Below are 15,326 nucleotides of genomic sequence, written 5' to 3' on the forward strand. Positions count from 1 at the left end.
TGTCACCGGGGCTTGTGGATATGGGCGCTCTGGACCAGGCCGAAGGCGACCATCAGCACCATCATCGCCGATCCGCCGTAGGACACCAGCGGCAACGGCACGCCGACGACCGGCGCGAGGCCCATCACCATCGCCATGTTCACCGAGAAGAACAGGAAGAAGGTGCCGGCGATGCCGATGGTGACGAGGCTGGCGAACCGGTCCTTGTTGTTCATCGCCGACACCAGGCAGAAGCCGATGATCAGCACGTAAAGCGTCAGCAGCGAGATCGCGCCCAAGAAGCCGAATTCCTCGGCCAGCGTGGTGAAGATGAAGTCGGTGTGCTTCTCGGGCAGGAAGTTCAGCCGCGACTGGGTGCCCTGCATGAACCCCTTGCCGGCCCAGCCGCCCGATCCCAGCGCGATCTTCGCCTGGGTGATGTGGTAGCCCGCGCCCAGCGGATCGGTCGAGGGATCGAGGAAGGTGTCGATCCGGCGGAACTGGTAGTCGCGCAGCAGCTGCCACGTCGTCCCGCGCGAGGCGAAGACGATCGCGACCGCCCCGACGCCCAGCGCGGCCACCACCCCGAAGTAGATCCAGCTGACCCCGGCCGCGAACATCACGATCGCCCCGCCCAGCGTCACCTGGATCGCGGTGCCGAGGTCGGGCTGGGTCAGCACCAGGAACACCGGCGCCCCGATCATCACCAGCGGCAAGAGCACCCACAGCGGGCGCGACACCTTGTTCACGTCGAGCCAGTCGTAATAGGCCGCAAGCAGCATCACGATCGAGATCTTCATCAGCTCGGACGGCTGCAGCATGATGAAGCCGAGGTTGATCCAGCGCTGCGCGCCCATGCCGACATGGCCGAAGAATTCCACCACCAGCAGCAGCACCAGCGAAACGAGATAGGCGAGCGCCGACATGTTGCGCCAGAACCAGATCGGCACGAAGCCGACGATGAACATCAGCAGCAGCCCCGCCCCGAAGCGCTTCATCTGCGGCTCGGCCCAGCGGTCGAGGTTCCCGCCGCCGACCGAGTACAGCATGATGAACCCGGCCGAGGCCACCGCGGTCAGCAGCAGCACCAGCGGCCAGTTGACATAGAGCACCTTGCGGAGCCCCGACGGCACGGTCTTGACGTTATACTCGAGATAACTCACGGCGCGTCACGCTCTCGTCGGCGGGGCCGCGGCGGTCAGCCGCGGGTCGAGCAGGTTCATCTTGGCGCGCTGCGCCTCGACCTTGTCGCGCTGGTTGGCGGGATAGGCCGACAGCGGCGGCAGCCCGCCCGACAGCGCCTGCATCAGGATGTCGCGCACGATCGGCCCCGCCACCGACGAGCCGCCGGCGCCGTGCTCGACCACGACCGAACAGGCGACCTTGGGGGCGTCGAAGGGCGCGAAGCCGACGAACAGCGCGTGGTCGCGCCGGTTCCAGGGCAGCTGGTCGTTCGAGATCACCCCCGCGGCACGCTCGGCCGCGGTGATGTTCCGGACCTGGCTGGTGCCGGACTTGCCCGCGATCATCATCGCGTCGTCGACGCAGCGGATGCCATAGCCGGTGCCGCCGCGCAGGTTGACCACGTCGTGCATCCCCTTGCGGGCCGCGCGCAGGAAGGCCTCCTGCAGCCCGAGGCTCGCGGGTTCCGCCGCGGGCGGCTCGACCCCGTCGATCGAGCGGATCAGTCGCGGCTCGATCGCGCGCCCGGTCGAGATCCGCGCGGTCATCACCGCAAGCTGCAGCGGCGAGGCGAGGATGTAGCCCTGGCCGATGCCGGCATTGACGCTGTCGCCCACCTGCCAGTCGCGGCCATAGCGCTCCTGCTTCCAGGCCTTGGTCGGCATCAGCCCCTCGGCCACGGCCGACAGCGGCAGGTCGTGGCGGATGCCAAGCCCCAGCTTCTGGCCCATCTCCGAGATCTTCTCGATGCCGACGCGCTGCGCGGCCTCGTAGAAATAGATGTCGCACGAATGCATCAGCGCGCCGGTCAGGTTCAGCGAGCCGTGCCCGCCGCGCGACCAGCAGTGGAACCGCCGGGTCCCAAGCTGCATGTAGCCCGGGCAATAGACCGTGTCCTGCGTGGTCATCACGCCGGCTTCCAGGGCCGCCAGCGCCACCACCATCTTGAAGGTCGAGCCGGGCGGATAGGTGCCCTGCACCGACTTGTCGGCCAGCGGCCGGTGGTCGTGGTTCATCAGCTGGCTGTAGTCGGCCGACGAGATGCCGCGCACGAACAGGTTTGGATCGAAACTGGGGGCCGAGACGATGCCCAGCACGTCGCCGGTCTCGCAATGCATGCAGACCGCCGAGGCGCTTTCCGAGCCAAGGCGCTGCTGCATGTAGTTCTGAAGCCCCAGGTCCAGCGTCAGCTGCACCCGGCTGCCCTGCTTGCCGTCGACGCGGTCCAGCTCGCGCATCACCCGGCCGACGGCGTTGACCTCGATCCGCTTGGTGCCGGCCTCGCCGCGCAGCACGTCCTCCATCTTCGATTCGATGCCGACCTTGCCGATCTGGAACTTGGGGATCTGCAGCAGCGGGTCGGGATCCTCCATCTTCGACAGGTCGTAGTCCGAGACCGGGCCGACATAGCCCAGCGCATGGGCGAAATCGCCAGCATAGGGATAGAAGCGCGACTGGCCGACCTCGGGGGTGACGCCGGGCAGGGCGGGGGCGTTCACGGCGACGCGGCTGAAATCCTCCCAGCTCAGCCGGTCGGCGACGGTGATCGGCACGAAGGCCGAGCGGCGCTCGGATTCGTGCAGCGTGCGCTCGATGTCCTCGGCGGTCAGCGGGATCAGCTGCGCCAGCCGGTGCAGCACGTCCTCGACGTCGCCGGCATCCTCGCGGGTGATCACCACGCGATAGTTCTGTTCGTTGCCGGCCAGCAGGTTGCCGTTGCGGTCGTTGATCAGCCCGCGCGCGGGCGGGATCAGCCGCATGTTGATGCGGTTCTCCTCGGCCAGCAGCTTGAAGTCGTCGGCCTCGTCGACCTGCATGTGATGCATCCGGAAGCCCAGCACCGCGACCACGGCGGCCTGCGAGGCGCCCAGCACCAGCGCGCGGCGCGTGATCTTGCGGCTGCTTTCGGCCGTGTCCTTCGGCGAGCGTCTCATGCCGTCCTCCCAAGTCCGCGCGCGGTCCCGTCGCCCTCGGTCGGGCCGGGCAGCAGGCGCGCGGCGAGATGCGTGGCCCCGACGACCGGCGGATAGGCAAGGATCGTGGCGACCATCTGCGCCACGGTCATCCACAGGTTGGTCTGCGGGACCATGGCAAGGCCCAGCACCAGCCGGCTGGCAAGGGTGATCAGCAAGACTACCGCCGCCACCATCGCCCAGTCCACGAGAAACGGCAGCCGCCTGAGCGCCGAGGCGCGGTCGCGCAGGAACTCGGTCCCCAGCAGCACCAGCAGCGTCCACAGCCCCGGCGGGCGCAGCGTCAGCATGTCCTCGAACAGGAACACCGCCACGATCAGCGGCGCCGAGACGACATCGGGCCGGCGCACCACCCAGGCCAGCGCCAGGCACAGCACGAGGTCGGGCCCCGGCAGCCGCGCCGGCACCGTCGACAGCGGCAGGATGCGCAGGAAGATCATCAGGCAGGCCAGCGCGACGAACAGCGCCCGCAGGCTCCAGCGGCGCGAGGTGACGGGGTCGATCATTGCGACACCTGCACGCCGTCCTGCGGCTGCGGGCCCTGCATCCGGGCCTGGTCCGCCGCGACCAGCGGCGGCACCTCGGGCGGGATCAGCACGCCGGGATCGGTGATCCGCTCGGCCGGGTGGCTGCGCAGCACGCGCAGGAAGTCGAGCCGGTCGTATTCCGCCGCCAGCCGCACCCGCAGCCGGTTGTCGCGGTCCTTGGCGACCTCGCCCACCAGGATCCCGGCCGGGAACACGCCGCCGTCGCCGGACGAGATCACCCGGTCGCCCGGCCGCACCTGCTCGGGCGCCTCGAGGAAGTCGAGCGGCGGCGCGGCGGTGTTGTCGCCGGCCAGGATCGCCCGCTGGCCCGAGGGCTGGATCGTGACCGGGATCCGCGACGAGGAATCGGTCAGCAGGATCACCCGCGCCGTGCGCTCGCCCACGCCCGAGATCCGGCCCACGAGGCCAAGCCCGTCCATCGTCGCCCAGCCGTCGACGATGCCGTCGCGCGCGCCCACGTTCAACAGCACCGACTGCCGGAACGGGCTGCCCGAGTCGGCCAGCACCACCCCCGAGACCGAGGTCAGCTGCGGGTCCAGCCGCACGTGGTTCTGCGCCAGAAGCTTGGCGTTCTGCTGCTCCAGCTGGACGGCGGCCTCTTTCCAGGCCTTCATCTGCTGCAGCTCGCGCTTCAGCTGCTGGTTCTGCTCGTAGATCCGGGCATAGCTGCGCGCGCTTTCGACCATGCCGACGAACTTCGTCACCGGCAGCAGCGCCCAGTCCATGTTCGGCACCACCCGGTCGACGATCGCCTCGCGGAACCGCTCGACGCGCGGGGAATCGATCCGCCAGACCAGGAAGGTCGCGGTCAGCAGCAGGACCAGCACCGCGATCAGGATGCGGCGGACCGGTCCGGCAAAATCGATGTCGGCGTCGCGGTTACGTGCCAAGGCTGGTTCCCGGCCCCTTCAGGGCCCTCGAAGGTGGACGACCCGGCGGGCGGCAGGGACCCGCCCGTTCAGCTGTCGTAGTCTATCACATGCCGCAGCTGCTTCTCGTATTCCAGCGCCTTGCCGGTCCCGAGAGCCACACAATTCAGCGACTGGTCGGCGATCGAGATCGACAGCCCGGTCTGCTCGCGCAGCGCGAGGTCCAGCTCGCCCAGCAGCGCGCCGCCGCCGGTCAGCATCACGCCGCGGTCGACGATGTCGGCGGCAAGATCGGGGGGCGTGGCTTCCAGCGCGGTCATCACCGCCTCGCAGATCGACTGCACCGGCTCGGCCAGCGCCTCGGCGACCTGAGCCTGGTTGATCTCGGTCTCCTTCGGCACGCCGTTCAGCAGGTCGCGGCCCCGGATCAGCATCGACGCGCCGCGGCCGTCGTCGGGCATCCGCGCGGTGCCGATCGAGGTCTTGATGCGCTCGGCCGTCGACTCGCCCACCAGCAGGTTCTGCTGGCGGCGCAGGTAGTTGATGATCGCCTCGTCCATCCGGTCACCGCCGACGCGGACCGAGCGGGCATAGACGATGTCGCCAAGCGACAGCACCGCGACCTCTGTCGTGCCGCCGCCGATGTCGACGACCATGCTGCCCGTGGGATCGGTGATGGGCATGCCGGCGCCGATGGCGGCCGCGATCGGCTCGGCGATCAGGCCGGCGCGGCGGGCGCCCGCCGACAGCACCGACTGGCGGATCGCGCGCTTCTCGACCGGCGTCGCGCCATGCGGCACGCAGACGATGATCTTGGGCTTGGTGAAGGTCGTGCGCTTGTGAACCTTGCGGATGAAATGCTTGATCATCTCTTCCGCGACGTCGAAATCGGCGATGACGCCTTCGCGCATCGGCCGGATCGCCTCGATCGAGCCGGGCGTGCGGCCCAGCATCAGTTTCGCATCCTCGCCGACGGCCAGCACCTGCTTCTTGCCGTCCTTCACGTGGTAGGCCACGACCGAGGGCTCGTTCAGGATGATCCCCCGCCCCTTCACGTAGACCAGCGTGTTCGCCGTACCGAGGTCGATCGCCATGTCCGACGAGAAGAGACCGCCAAAGCCTGCCATATTCCGTTCCTGCTGCATGCCCCACCGCCCGCGACTCGGGGGGATTCCCCGCGCAAGCCGCGCCGTTATAGGCAAGGGGCCGCGGGTCGGAAAGGGTACTGGCGGCCGCAGGCTCGAACCCGCGCATCCGCGGCGGGCCGGCGGCCGTCACAGCAGCGGCAGCCGGCGGTTCAGCCGCACCAGCAGCGCCGCGGCCGGCAGCGACAGCGCGGCGACCGCGATCCAGCGCAGCGTGGGTGCGGGGTCGCCCAGATCGCGCACCAGCTCGATCAGCCAGGGGTGGATCAGGTAGATGCCGGTGGCGATCCCGGCAAGCCGCCCCGCAAGGCCCCGCGCCGGCGCGCGCCAGCCCGCGTCCGAGATCACCGCGACCAGAAGCGGGCACAGCGCGATCAGCGACAGGTGCACGTCAAGGCCGACGCGCGGACCCAGCGCACGGCCGGTCCAGACCACCTCGACGGCGAAGGCCACCGCCGCCAGCGCCAGCGCCGCGCGCATCGCGCCGCGGTGCACCGGGAACAGCGGCCGCAGCCGCCCGGCGCACAGCCCGAGCGCGAGATAGGGGAAGGCGAACATCACCGCGTTGCGCACCCGGTCGGGATCGGTCGGGATCGCGTCGGCCATCATCTCGTGCTGAAGGATCCAGGCCGCGACCGCGATCGCGCTTGCCAGCGCGGCGAGCGGCGCGGTGCCCATTCCGCGCAGCAGCCACAGCATCAGCCCGCCCTGCGCCATCGCCACAAGGTACCACAGGTGGAAATAGCCGAACCACAGGCTGTAGGCGACGTCGCCCAGATCCCGCTCCGCTCCCCACCACTGCGGCAGGTAGGCCAGCATCCACAGCAGATACAGCGACAGCGCATGTCCCAGCCAGCGCCCGGGTCCGGCCCGGGTCGCGCGTTCGAAATAGAAGCCCGACAGCACGAAGAAGGTCGGCACCGCGATCCGCGCCAGCCCCTGCACCAGCACGAACTGCGGCCAGAGCCCGACATCGGCCAGCGCCCCGGTATGGATCGCCACCACCAGAAGCGCGAGCAGGATCCGCAGGCTGTCCAGCCCAAGGTCGCGCTCGCGCGCCGCGGCCGGCGGGTCGGCGGCCGGGCGGGCGGGGGCATGGGACGGGGCAGGGGCGGTGGCGGGGGCAGGGGCAGGGGCGGTAGCGGTGGTCAGGTCACTCATCACGGGCAGGGGCCTTTCGTCGCGGTCACGGCGACTCAAGGGCCGCGCCGGGCCGGGGTTCCGACACGGCGCCGCGATGGGCAGGGCCTTGCCGGTCCGGCGCCGGCGCACCGGCAAAACCTCACCGGTCGGGCCCGGGCGCAGGCAAACGCACGCAAACGGGCGGCCCCTCTCGGGACCGCCCGTGCAAGACGTCAGCGTCGCCAGGGCCGCGCGCAGCGGCCCCTCAGGCGCCGGCGCTGCGGTAGGTGACGGTGCGGGTATCCTCGTTCGGCGCCGATTTCTCGCGCCGCACGCGCAGCCGGTTCAGCGCGCCGACATAGGCCTTCACGCTGGCCAGGATCGTGTCGGTGTCGGCCGCCGAACCGGTGACGATCCGCCCGTCCTCTTCCAGCCGCACCTGCACGGTGGCCTGCGCATCGGTACCGCCGGTGACCGCGCTCACCTGGTAAAGCTTCAGCCGCGCCTTGTGCTGGAACAGCGTCTTGACCGCGTTGAACGCCGCGTCGACCGGGCCGTCGCCGGTGGTCGAGGCGGTCTGCTCGACGCCCCCCACCATCATCTTCAGCTCGGCCGTCTGCGGCCCCTCGGTGCCGCAGACCACCTTGAGGTACTTCACCACCAGATAGTCGTTCTCGGTGTTCTGGGCGCTGTCGGCCATCAGCGCGACGAGATCCTCGTCGAAGATCTCCTTCTTGCGGTCGGCCAGCGCCTTGAACCGGACGAAGACGTCGTTGATCTGGTTGTCGCCCAGATCGAACCCCAGGTCCTTGAGCTTGGCCCTGAGCGCCGCGCGCCCCGAGTGCTTGCCCATGGCGATGTTGGTCTCGGTGATGCCGATGTCGGCGGGGCGCATGATCTCGAACGTTTCGACGTTCTTCAGCACGCCGTCCTGGTGGATGCCCGATTCGTGCAGGAAGGCGTTCTTGCCGACGACCGCCTTGTTGTACTGCACCGGGAAGCCCGACACCTGCGCCACGCGGCGCGAGAGGTTCATGATCTTGGTGGTGTCGATCCCCGACGAGAACGGCATCAGGTCGCGGCGGACCTTCAGCGCCATCACCACCTCTTCCAGCGCGGTGTTGCCCGCACGCTCGCCCAGGCCGTTGATCGTGCACTCGATCTGGCGCGCGCCCGCCGACACGGCGGCGAGGCTGTTGGCCGTCGCCATCCCCAGGTCGTTGTGGCAATGCGTCGCGAAGACGATCTGGTCCGCGCCCGGCACCCGCTCCAGCAGCTCGCGGATGATCTCGGCGCTCTCGTTCGGCATCGTGTAGCCGACGGTGTCGGGGATGTTGATCGTCGTGGCGCCGGCCTTGATCGCGGTCTCGACCACGCGGCACAGGAAGTCGCGCTCGGTCCGGGTCGCGTCCATCGGCGACCACTGCACATTGTCGCACAGGTTGCGCGCATGGGTCACCGAGTCGTGGATGCGCTGCACCATGCCGTCCATGTCCAGCTTGGTGATGTCGCGATGCAGCGGCGAGGTGCCGATGAAGGTGTGGATCCGCGGCAGCCTGGCGTGGCGGATCGCCTCCCAGCAGCGGTCGATGTCGCCGAAGTTCGCGCGGGCGAGGCCGCAGATCACCGAGCGGTCGGCATTCTTCGCGATCTCGGACACCGCGGCGAAATCGCCCTCGGACGCGATCGGGAAGCCGGCCTCGATGATGTCGACGCCCATCTCGTCGAGAAGCGCCGCGATCTCCAGCTTCTCGGCATGGCTCATCGTCGCGCCGGGCGACTGCTCGCCGTCGCGCAGCGTGGTGTCGAAGATCAGCACGCGGTCGCGGTCGGCTGCGGCAGGGGCGATGGTCTTGGTGACGTCCTGGGTGGTCATCGGATCTCTCCGGTCTTCTGCTGTGGTCTGCTATGGGTGCCGGCGCTGGTCATCTCTGAGCGGTCGCGCCGGAGGGCACGCTCAGAGGAGACTAAGAAGAAGCAGCAGACCACGGGGCGCGGGGGCGCTGGATGCGCCCGGTGCGTGAGAGATGTGCAGGTCCCGTGTCATGGCGGCGAACCTACAGGCAGTTCGCGAAGGATGCAAAAGGAAATCCGCCCCGCGTCGCGCGCAATTTTCGGCAAGCGCCGGCCTAGACCGGATCGCCCTTCGACAGCCGGTCGAGAAACGCCCCCGCCTCGGCCAGCACGGTGGCGCGGTGGGTCTCGTCCATCCGGTCCCAGGTGCGATAGATGTTGCCCATCCGCGGATTGGCCGCGAAACGGTCGCGGTGGCGGTCGAGGAACTGCCAGTACAGCAGGTTGAACGGGCAGGCGTCCGGCCCGCTGCGGTCCTGCACCCGATAGGCGCAGCCGCCGCAGTAATCCGACATCCGGTTGATGTAGTTGCCCGACGAGACATAGGGCTTGGACCCCAGAAGCCCACCATCGGCGAACTGGCTCATGCCCACGGTGTTGGGCGCCTCGACCCATTCGAAGGCGTCGGCATAGACCGACAGGTACCATTCGTGCACCTCGGCCGGGTCGACCCCGGCCAGCAGGGCGAAGTTGCCGGTCAGCATCAGGCGCTGGATGTGGTGGGCATAGGCCTCGTCGCGGGTCTGCGCCACCGCCGCGCCCAGGCACGCCATCCGCGTCGGCGCGCCCCAGTACAGCGGCGGCAGCCCGCGCCGGTGGTTCAGCGCGTTGCGCCGCGGATAGTCCGGCCCCTCGCGGAAATAGATCCCGCGCACGTATTCCCGCCAGCCCAGGATCTGGCGGATGAAGCCCTCGACCGCGTTCAGCGGCGCGCGGCCGGCGGTGTGCTCGGCCTCGGCGCGGCGGCAGACCTCCAGCGGGTCCAGCAGCCCGATGTTGAGCGAGGACGAGATCAGCGAATGGTACAGGTACTTCTCGCCCGCCAGCATCGCGTCCTGGAAATCGCCGAACCGCGGCAGGGCGTGACGCAGGAACCCCGCGAAGACCCGCTCCGCCTCCTCGGGCGTGGTCGCCAGCGCGAAGGGCCTGAGCCGGCCGAAATTCTTCGGGAACCGCGCCTCGACCAGGTCCAGCACCTCGGCGGTCACCGCGTCGGGCGCGATCTCGACCGGGCGGGGCATGAACAGGTCGGCCTGCGCGGGCTTGCGGTTGTCGTGGTCGAAGTTCCACTTGCCGCCGACGGGCTTGTCGCCCTGCATCAGCAGGCCGGTCCTGCGGCGCATCTCGCGATAGAACCACTCCATCCGCAGCTCCTTGCGCCCCTCGGCCCAGGCGTCGAAGTCGGCGTGGCTGGCGATGAAGCGGTCGTCCTCCAGGATCTCGACCCGGAGCGGCAGCTCCTCGAGCGCGCGCACCAGCCGCCACTCGCCGGGCCGCGTCGCCAGCACCCGGGTCGCGCCCGTGGCCTCGGCCCGGCGCAACAACTCCCCGGGGATAGAGCCCGCGTTGCCCGGATCGTCGAGCCGGGTGTAGTCGACCGTCCAGCCCTGGTCCTGCAGCCGGGCCGCGAACTTGCGCATCGCGGCGAAGATCAGCGCGATCTTCTTGGGGTGGTGCGGGACATAGTCGGTCTCGGCCGCGACCTCGGCCATGACGACGCGGTCGGTGGCGCGGTCGGCCAGCCGCAGCGCGGCCAGCCCGGGGGAAAGCTGGTCGCCCAGCACGAGGATCAGGGCCAAGGCCGCCTCCGTTGCGGCATCATGCCGCCGCACACCCTGCCGGGCCGTCTGGCCGCGGGCCCGCGGCGCGCCACCGTGTCGCCGGGCAACGGTCCGGACGCAATAGGGTTCCCGGGCGGTTGACCGCGCCGCCGGGCCGGGGTCATCTGGCGCGACCCTCCCCGGCCGACGGAGCCCTCCCCATGACTTCCTACCGTCATTCCCGTGCCACCCGCACGCCGCGCGTGGCGGTGGTCGCGCATCGCGGTCACTGGGACGCGGCGCCCGAGAACAGCCTGGCCGCCATCGTCGCCGCCGCCGAGGCCGGCTGCACCGTGGCCGAGATCGACATCCGCCGCACCGCCGACGGCGCGCTGGTGCTGATGCACGACGCCAGCTGCCGGCGCACCACCGGGCACGACCTCGCGCCCGCCGCGGCGACGCTGGCCGAACTGTCGGCGCTGCCGCTTCTGGCACGCGACGGCGGTCCCGGCGCCGCGCCCACCGCGCAGACCGTGCCGACGCTCGCCGCCGCGCTGGCCGTGGCGCGGGGCCGCATCTTCCTCGACCTCGATCTCAAGGACCTCTCCCTCGCGCCCGAGGTGATCGCCGCCGTCCGCGCCGCCGGGGCCGAGGACCGGGTCGACCTGAAGGCCCGCGTCGAGACCGCCGAGGACTGCCGCCGCCTCGCCGCGCTGCAGGCCGAGAGCGGGATCGCGATGATGGCGATGGCGCGGTTCACCGCCGCCACCTGCGCGGCGCGGCTGGACGCGCTCGCCGCGGCGCCGCCCTTCATGGTCGAGGCAAGCTTCGACGACGCCGACCTGCTGCCCGCGATCTGCGCGCGGCTGAACCGGCTCGGCACCGCGGTCTGGGTCAACACGCTCGACTGCGCGCATGACTGCGGCCTGTCCGACAGCGCCGCCCTCGCCGATCCCGACGCGGTCTGGGGCCGGCTGGTCCGCGCCGGCGTCAGCGCGATCCAGACCGACGCCGCGCCGCGGCTGCTCGCGTGGCTCGCGCATCAGGAGGTGCCGGCATGACCTTCACCCTCGACGACCTCTGCGCGCTCGACCAGCTGATGCGCGCGGCCTGCGCCGATCAGGTGATGCCGCGCTTCGGCCAGCTCGCGCGGGGCGACATCGGGGCGAAGACCTCGCCCGACGATCTCGTGACCGTGGCCGATGTCGAGGCCGAGCGCCAGCTGACCGCCGCGCTTCTCGCCCGCTTCCCCGGCGCCGCGGTGATCGGCGAGGAGACGGCGGGCCCGGGCTTCGACTTCACCGCCGACCCGCTCCTGTTCGTCATCGACCCGGTCGACGGCACCTGGAACTTCGCCAAGGGCCTGCCGGTCTTCGGCTGCATGGTCTCGGTGCTGGCGCGGGGCGACTGCATCGCCGGGGCGCTGCACTACCCGCTGCAGGGCGACACGCTGCTGGGCCTCGCGGGCGGGGGCGTGCACCGCCGCGACGCCGCGGGCCGGCTCGCGGCGCTGCCGCCGCTGCCGGGCGGGGCGGCGATGGGCGCGGGCATGCTGCCGCTGTCGCAATTCACCGCGACCGGCCGCGCCGCGCTGATGGGCGCCTTCCCCGACCTGCCGCGGGTGGTGACGGTGCAGTGCTCGGCCTACGAATACCGGCTGCTGCTGACCGGCGAGGTCGACTTCTTCCTGTCGACCGGGCTCAAGACCTGGGACCACGCCGCGGGGCAGATGATGCTTGATGAACTCGGCGGCCGCTCGGCCACGCTGCGCGGCACGCGCTGGCCCGATGCCCGCCCCGAGGATCTTCAGGTCTCGGCCCGCGCGCCCGAGGTCCTGGCCGAGGCGCTGGTGCGCCTGACAGCGGCACTGGGCCCGGCGGGGGACTGACGACGGCGGAGCTGCAGGGCCGGAGGAACTGGGCGGTCGGCCCCGGCGGACGGCGGGCTAGTCCGCCGCCTTCCGGGGGCGCATCAGCTCGGGTCCGGCGAATTCCTCGCCCTCCTCGGTGACGTATTCGCCCTGGTTGCCATGCGCGATCACCCGCAGCGACAGCAGGTCGGTGATCGCCTCGGCATAGTCGCGGCTGCGGATCCCGAGGCCGAGGAAATGATCCATCGCGTCGACCGACCCCTCGGCCGAGCGGGCGCCACGCGCGACGAGGAATCGCACGATGTCCAGTCGCAGCTTCTTCCGTTCTGGCATGGGGGTCTCCGCGGCACCGAAACCGCAACCGGTGTCAGCCTGCACGCTAGACCGGGCGGTCGCGCACAGGCAATGGCTTTCCCGCGCAGCCGCCGCAAGGGCATCCTGCGCGGGCCCGAAGGCTCACTGCCGCGGCGGTTGCACAAGCCCGCGCTGAACCGCCGGGCGCGCCACGAACCGCTCGAGATAGGCCGAGACCCGGGGATAGGGGCCCCAGTCCAGCGCCTCGGGCATGCCGTAGTACTTCGACGCCCCCCAGAGCCACGAGGCGATGGCCATGTCGGCGATCGAATAGTCGCCCGCGACCCAGTCGCGATCGGCCAGCCGCCCGTCCAGCACGCCCAGCAGCCGGCGCGATTCGTCGGCGAAGCGCTGGCGCGGCCGCGGATCCTCGATCGCCTTGCCGGCGAAGACGTGGAAGAAGCCGTACTGGCCGAACATCGGCCCAAGCCCGCCCATCTGCCACATCAGCCACTGGATCACCTCGGCCCGGGCGGCGCCGGCGGCGGGCAGGAACCGCCCGGTCTTCTCGCCGAGATAGATCAGGATCGCGCCGCTTTCCCATAGCCCCACCGGCGTGCCGTCCGGCCCCGCGGGGTCCAGGATCGCCGGGATCTTGTTGTTGGGGGCCAGCGACAGGAATTCCGGGCTGAACTGGTCGTTGCTGCCGAAATCGACCTTGTGCGCGTCATAGGCCAGCCCGCATTCCTCAAGCATGACCGAGACCTTGACCCCGTTCGGCGTCGGCAGGGAATACAGCTGGATCGCGCCGGCCGTCCGCGGCGGCCACTTGCGCGTGATCGGAAAGGCGCTGAGATCGGTCATCGGTAACTCCTTGCTGTCCGGTTAACAGGTAAGGCCCCGTAAAGATAAAAGAAGCGGGAAATAGTTGCGGATCCTGCTACATTCCCTCTGCGGCAGCGCACAACCGGGTCGCGCGCCGGGTCGCGCCGGCTTGCGCAAGGGCGTGGGCCGGTGCGCCGCGTACCATCGAAGGGGACAGACATGATCAAGGAATTCCGCACCTTCATCTCGCGGGGCAACGTGCTCGACCTTGCGGTCGGGATCATCATCGGCGCCGCCTTCACGGCGATCGTGAAGTCGATGGTCGACGATCTCATCAACCCGATCATCGGCCTGATCATCGGCGGGATCGACTTCACCAACCTCTACGTCGTGCTCTCGGGCAACGTGCCGGAAAGCGCCGGCCTGCAGACCGCCAAGGACTCCGGCGCCGCCGTCTTCGCCTACGGCTCGTTCATCATGGCCGTGATCAACTTCCTGATCATCGCCTTCGTGGTCTTCATGCTGGTCAAGGCCGTGAACAAGGCCAAGGAGATGGCGGTCGAGAAGGGCGAGGCCCCGGCCGAAAGCGCCCCCAAGGGCCCGACGCAGGAGCAGCTTCTGGCCGAGATCCGCGACCTGCTGAAGTCGCGCCCGGTCTGACAGTTGGTCTGACCGCCGATCTGACCGCGGGGGTGCGGCGTTTCCTGCTGGAATTACCGGACGTCTTCGCGCATATCTTCGATCCGAAGTGCCGGATTTCGAAGAAGATTGCGCCCAGATGGATCTAGACGCCACGGATCGCCGCATCCTGACCGTCCTGCAGCGGCAGGGCCGGATCACCAATGCCGAGCTGGCCGAGCAGGTGAACCTCTCGGCCTCGGCCTGCCATCGCCGGGTGCAGCGGCTCGAGGCTGACGGCTTCATCGACGCCTACGTGGCGCTTCTGAACGCGCGCAAGCTCGACCGCCCGACGACGGTCTTCGTCGAGATAACCCTGTCAGGCCAGGCCGACGAGGTGCTCGAGGCCTTCGAGCGCGAGGTGCGCCGCGTGCCCGACGTGCTGGAATGCCATCTGATGGCGGGCTCGGCGGATTACCTGCTGAAGGTCGTCGCCGCCGACACCGAGGATTTCGCGCGCATCCACCGCCAGCACCTCGCGCGGTTGCCGGGGGTGGCGCAGATGCATTCGTCCTTCTCGCTGCGCACCGTGCAGCAGACCACCGCGATCCCGGTCTGACGGCGGCGTCGGCGGCCGTTCACAGCGCGCCCTCGTCGGTCAGCGACCGGATCTCTGCCGTGGTGCCGTCGTGCCGGGCAAGGCAATGCCAGCGGCCGGTGGGGCCGACCCTGAGCCACACTTCCGTTCCGGCCCCCGAGGGCAACGCGGCCGTGACGGCGGCATCGGCGGTGCCGGTCGTTCGGCGCACGTCGCGCAGGCAGGCCGCGCGCGCTGCCGCCTCGGGCACCGTGACCGGCGCCCCGCCCGCCCCGCGCTCCGCGTCGCGCCCCGCAAGACAACCGGACAAGGCGAGGCCCGCGATCGCGGTGGCGACGGCGCTGTAAAGTCCATTCTGGTGCACGGATCGGGTGATGGCGCGGTCCCCCCTTTCTCCGGACGGAAGCATACCACAGGTCAACGGGCGAGAGGGACAGGCATCGGGACGTGAGCCGCAGCAGTGTCCGTCAGCGATCCGCGCTCGCGCGATGCGAGGGCGGCCGAAGCTGGGCGTGCCACATCCCGTGGCTCGCCTCCTGACGCGCCGCAGGGCGCAACACGTCTCGAGAACGTCCGGATCTAGCTGTTAGTGCATCGCTGACCTGCTCCCCATAGAGTCCGCGTTTTTCAGTTCGCTCTGTTCAGGGTTTGGTTCTCTGCTGACCGTTGGTGAAACTCCCACGGGGTGA

The 15,326-nt window shown here is 70.0% G+C and carries 15 protein-coding genes; 4 read left to right on the forward strand and 11 right to left on the reverse strand.

Features of this window, described 5'->3' with window-relative positions:
• Window positions 1-2 precede the first annotated feature (2 nt).
• The 8 genes from rodA to V8J39_RS19680 all read right to left on the reverse strand — a co-directional run bounded on the left by rodA (window position 3) and on the right by V8J39_RS19680 (window position 10,471).
• Complete coding sequence (rodA, locus tag V8J39_RS19645; protein WP_336462663.1) at window positions 3-1,142, reverse strand: rod shape-determining protein RodA; 1,140 nt, start codon at window positions 1,140-1,142, stop codon at window positions 3-5.
• Between the two features lie 6 nt (window positions 1,143-1,148).
• On the reverse strand, window positions 1,149-3,095 hold the full coding sequence (gene mrdA, locus V8J39_RS19650) for a penicillin-binding protein 2 (RefSeq protein ID WP_336462664.1): 1,947 nt from the start codon (window positions 3,093-3,095) through the stop codon (window positions 1,149-1,151).
• Window positions 3,092-3,640 (reverse strand): rod shape-determining protein MreD, encoded by a 549-nt coding sequence (locus V8J39_RS19655; RefSeq protein ID WP_336462665.1) that lies wholly within the window; start codon window positions 3,638-3,640, stop codon window positions 3,092-3,094. Before V8J39_RS19655 ends, mrdA begins: the two co-directional genes overlap by 4 nt.
• Window positions 3,637-4,572: a rod shape-determining protein MreC gene (gene mreC, locus V8J39_RS19660; protein WP_336462666.1), complete on the reverse strand. Its 936-nt coding sequence runs from the start codon at window positions 4,570-4,572 to the stop codon at window positions 3,637-3,639. The genes V8J39_RS19655 and mreC overlap by 4 nt, the downstream gene beginning before the upstream one ends.
• A gap of 68 nt (window positions 4,573-4,640) precedes the next feature.
• Window positions 4,641-5,678: a rod shape-determining protein gene (locus V8J39_RS19665; RefSeq protein ID WP_336462667.1), complete on the reverse strand. Its 1,038-nt coding sequence runs from the start codon at window positions 5,676-5,678 to the stop codon at window positions 4,641-4,643.
• Window positions 5,679-5,825: 147 nt separating this feature from the next.
• On the reverse strand, window positions 5,826-6,857 hold the full coding sequence (locus V8J39_RS19670) for an acyltransferase (protein ID WP_336462668.1): 1,032 nt from the start codon (window positions 6,855-6,857) through the stop codon (window positions 5,826-5,828).
• A gap of 226 nt (window positions 6,858-7,083) precedes the next feature.
• Entirely contained in the window at window positions 7,084-8,694 is a 1,611-nt protein-coding gene (locus V8J39_RS19675; protein WP_336462669.1) for a 2-isopropylmalate synthase, read from the reverse strand.
• A 253-nt stretch (window positions 8,695-8,947) separates the two neighbouring features.
• Window positions 8,948-10,471 carry a cryptochrome/photolyase family protein gene (locus V8J39_RS19680; protein ID WP_336462670.1) on the reverse strand — a complete coding sequence of 508 codons (1,524 nt, stop codon included), beginning with the start codon at window positions 10,469-10,471 and terminating at the stop codon, window positions 8,948-8,950.
• Window positions 10,472-10,653: 182 nt separating this feature from the next.
• Here V8J39_RS19680 and V8J39_RS19685 point away from each other — a divergent pair, with 182 nt between their 5' ends.
• Both V8J39_RS19685 and V8J39_RS19690 read left to right on the forward strand, forming a co-directional pair.
• Window positions 10,654-11,493, forward strand: coding sequence for a glycerophosphodiester phosphodiesterase family protein (locus tag V8J39_RS19685; protein ID WP_336462671.1), 840 nt, complete (start codon window positions 10,654-10,656; stop codon window positions 11,491-11,493).
• A complete protein-coding gene (locus V8J39_RS19690) occupies window positions 11,490-12,320 on the forward strand; it encodes an inositol monophosphatase family protein (RefSeq protein ID WP_336462672.1) in 831 nt (276 codons plus the stop codon). The genes V8J39_RS19685 and V8J39_RS19690 overlap by 4 nt, the downstream gene beginning before the upstream one ends.
• A gap of 57 nt (window positions 12,321-12,377) precedes the next feature.
• Here V8J39_RS19690 and V8J39_RS19695 read toward each other — a convergent pair whose 3' ends face one another.
• Together V8J39_RS19695 and V8J39_RS19700 are read right to left on the reverse strand one after the other, a co-directional pair.
• Entirely contained in the window at window positions 12,378-12,635 is a 258-nt protein-coding gene (locus tag V8J39_RS19695; RefSeq protein WP_336462673.1) for a hypothetical protein, read from the reverse strand.
• A gap of 123 nt (window positions 12,636-12,758) precedes the next feature.
• On the reverse strand, window positions 12,759-13,460 hold the full coding sequence (locus V8J39_RS19700) for a glutathione S-transferase C-terminal domain-containing protein (RefSeq protein WP_336462674.1): 702 nt from the start codon (window positions 13,458-13,460) through the stop codon (window positions 12,759-12,761).
• Window positions 13,461-13,640: 180 nt separating this feature from the next.
• Here V8J39_RS19700 and mscL point away from each other — a divergent pair, with 180 nt between their 5' ends.
• Entirely contained in the window at window positions 13,641-14,081 is a 441-nt protein-coding gene (mscL, locus tag V8J39_RS19705; protein WP_336462675.1) for a large conductance mechanosensitive channel protein MscL, read from the forward strand.
• 118 nt (window positions 14,082-14,199) lie between these two features.
• On the forward strand, window positions 14,200-14,658 hold the full coding sequence (locus V8J39_RS19710) for an Lrp/AsnC family transcriptional regulator (RefSeq protein ID WP_336462676.1): 459 nt from the start codon (window positions 14,200-14,202) through the stop codon (window positions 14,656-14,658).
• Between the two features lie 19 nt (window positions 14,659-14,677).
• Here V8J39_RS19710 and V8J39_RS19715 read toward each other — a convergent pair whose 3' ends face one another.
• The gene (locus tag V8J39_RS19715) at window positions 14,678-15,001 is read right to left on the reverse strand and encodes a hypothetical protein (RefSeq protein WP_336462677.1); all 324 of its coding nucleotides are present in this window, start codon (window positions 14,999-15,001) and stop codon (window positions 14,678-14,680) included.
• Window positions 15,002-15,326: the final 325 nt, after the last annotated feature.

It is taken from the genome of Frigidibacter sp. MR17.24 (assembly GCF_037095655.1).
Classification (GTDB): Bacteria; Pseudomonadota; Alphaproteobacteria; order Rhodobacterales; family Rhodobacteraceae; genus Frigidibacter.